The 2,168-nt window shown below is 65.9% G+C and carries 5 protein-coding genes; 4 read left to right on the forward strand and 1 reads right to left on the reverse strand.

Annotated features, from left to right (window positions below; all coding sequences use genetic code 11):
• The 3 genes from MKL01_RS30750 to MKL01_RS30760 all read left to right on the forward strand — a co-directional run.
• A partial coding sequence (locus MKL01_RS30750) for a hypothetical protein (RefSeq protein WP_243908978.1) occupies positions 1 to 354 on the forward strand: 354 nt, incomplete at its 5' end.
• The gene (locus MKL01_RS30755) at positions 351 to 569 is read left to right on the forward strand and encodes a hypothetical protein (protein ID WP_243908979.1); all 219 of its coding nucleotides are present in this window, start codon (positions 351 to 353) and stop codon (positions 567 to 569) included. The genes MKL01_RS30750 and MKL01_RS30755, both read left to right, overlap by 4 nt.
• On the forward strand, positions 566 to 841 hold the full coding sequence (locus MKL01_RS30760) for a hypothetical protein (RefSeq protein ID WP_243908980.1): 276 nt from the start codon (positions 566 to 568) through the stop codon (positions 839 to 841). The genes MKL01_RS30755 and MKL01_RS30760 overlap by 4 nt, the downstream gene beginning before the upstream one ends.
• 424 nt (positions 842 to 1,265) lie before the next feature.
• Here the strand turns inward: MKL01_RS30760 and MKL01_RS30765 are convergent, their stop codons facing one another.
• Positions 1,266 to 1,556: a hypothetical protein gene (locus MKL01_RS30765; protein ID WP_243908981.1), complete on the reverse strand. Its 291-nt coding sequence runs from the start codon at positions 1,554 to 1,556 to the stop codon at positions 1,266 to 1,268.
• Positions 1,557 to 1,653: 97 nt separating this feature from the next.
• Here MKL01_RS30765 and MKL01_RS30770 point away from each other — a divergent pair.
• On the forward strand, positions 1,654 to 2,168 hold a 515-nt coding region (locus MKL01_RS30770; RefSeq protein WP_243908982.1), incomplete at its 3' end, for a MucR family transcriptional regulator.

Genomic DNA, 2,168 nt, shown 5'->3' on the forward strand with positions numbered 1-2,168 from the left:
TCGCGCAACCGCTCCACGCTGGCCCTTGAGGCGATCTTCGAGGGCGAGGCGGAAGCCCTGTCCCGCAAGGCCATCGAGCAGGCCCTGGCCGGCGACGGGGGCGCGATGAAGCTGTGCCTGGACCGCCTGCTTTCGCCCCGCCGGGACCGGAGCATCACCTTCGACCTGCCGACGATCGAGACGGCCGACGACCTGCCGAAGGCGACCGCCGCCCTGTTGCGGGCCGTGTCGTCGGGCGAGATCACACCAAGCGAAGCCGCCGATATTGGCAAGGCGGTCTCGGCCCACATCGACGCCATCACGGCGGCGGACCTGAGCCGTCGCCTCGCCGAGATTGAAGGGATCCGCCGATGAGGCTGCGCGAGATCGAGACCCGCATCGAGCGGCTGGAGCACCAGAACCCGAACCTGAAGCCGGGCCCGCACCGCTACACGGACGACGAGCTGGATGGCCTGATCGCGGTCCTCCGGCAGGCCGAGGCGGGCGAGCCGGTTGATCCCGAGCGCGACGCTTGGGCGGCCGCACTGCTGGCTCGCGAGGGGTTCGTCCTCGGGGAGGCGTGGCAATGAGGCTGAAGGAGATCGAGGCGCGCGTCGTCCGGCTGGAGGCGACCCGTAAGGCCAACCCCTTCGCCGGCATGAACTATAAGGAGATCGAAGCCGAGGCTCAACGCCTCCTCGACCTGCTCATAGGCAACTCTGGCAGCTTCGTATCCGTGGTCGCCGAGATGGCGGCTTCCAACGAGCCGGACATCCGCGAGGGAGCACGAGCGACGATTGAGTGGTTCGGCGACCGCTACGGTTATTCGGTGCGGCACGCACAACGCGGCGCAGTGACGTGACACAGCCCTTACCTACCCCTCACCTTGAGATCGAGCGCGTCGATGGTCCAGGCGATCCATGGAAGTGGTCGATCTACGACGGTCGGGACGGACCGCTCCTTCAGACCTCGAAGCACCGCTACCCAGCTCCCGACGCCGCCAAGCGCGCAGGAGACAAGGCCGTCCTGACCATCCGGACGCGCTTGCCGCCCGATGCCGGAGGTGGCGACCTGTAGGCTTAGAGAACCACTGTTCCGAGGTTACCGCTACGGCGAGCGCCGCCTGCGCATGATGCAGATGCCGCGCAGATCGGCGTGGGCGCGGTGAGAACTCCGCAACCTCAAGCTACCCTCCTCGTCACCGATAACCCCCGCTTATCGATGGTCAGCAGAACGCCATCACCTCAGGTCGCACACGCTCACGGAAATCGGCCGTGTCATCGACTTCAGGCAGCCCGCATCGTGACCGACCCATCGTCGGGGTCGACCGCCTCGACGCGCGGGCCGCCGATCCCGATTGCGCCGACCACATCATCGAGCCCGCGATTGCACGCGGCTGCGAGGGCTTCGCTGAAGGCAGTAGGCAGGACGAGCAGAAGGCTGCGCACCAAGACGGACACGACCGTCACGCGCATGGTTGGATGGAACGGCGCTCCATCCCGGTCGCGCTCGAAGGTCGAGACGACGTTGTCGGCGATCAGGGTGGCAAACCGCTCAAGGTCGGGACTCGGCATCATCTTGGTGTGCCTACAATGAGATATTTCTATCAACATAGCGTATTGCGTTTTGTCACGCGACAATAGACTGTGCTGTCTCCCCAAGGACAGGTGCATCGTGGACGAGAACGTAGAGACCATCGAGGCTCAGGCCGTCGATTTCATTGAGCTGACGGCGGACATCGTCTCGGCCTACGTATCCAAGAACTCAGTACGGCCTGCCGATATGGCGGAGCTGATCGCCAGCACACACGCTGCGCTCACAGGGCTCGGCACCTCCGCAGCATCGGCTGCTCCGGCGGTCGACAAGCCGACGCCCGCCCAGATCCGGAAATCCATCACCCCCGACGCGCTGATCAGCTTCCTCGACGGAAAGCCGTACAAGACCCTGAAGCGGCATCTCACCGGCAACGGCCTGACCGTCGAGCAGTACCGCGAGCGCTTCGGCCTGCCGAGCGACTATCCCACGACGGCAGCCCACTACTCGGCGCAGCGCTCGGCTCTCGCCAAGAGCCTCGGTCTCGGCAACCAGCGCCGGAAGACGGCTCCGAAGGCTGCAGACCACGCTGAGACCGTCTCCGAGAAGCCGAAGCGGGCTGGCCGGCCGCGGAAGGCCAAGGGTAGCGCTGAGGC

Origin of the sequence: Methylobacterium sp. J-070, from assembly GCF_022829385.1 — a bacterium.
Lineage (GTDB): Bacteria > Pseudomonadota > Alphaproteobacteria > Rhizobiales > Beijerinckiaceae > Methylobacterium.

Bases quoted from the DNA above. Each gene is read 5' to 3' on its own strand.
- MKL01_RS30755 (WP_243908979.1), top strand. From the start codon at position 351: ATGAGGCTGCGCGAGATCGAGACCCGCATCGAGCGGCTGGAGCACCAG.
- MKL01_RS30760 (WP_243908980.1), top strand. From the start codon at position 566: ATGAGGCTGAAGGAGATCGAGGCGCGCGTCGTCCGGCTGGAGGCGACC.
- MKL01_RS30765 (WP_243908981.1), bottom strand. From the start codon at position 1,556: ATGATGCCGAGTCCCGACCTTGAGCGGTTTGCCACCCTGATCGCCGAC.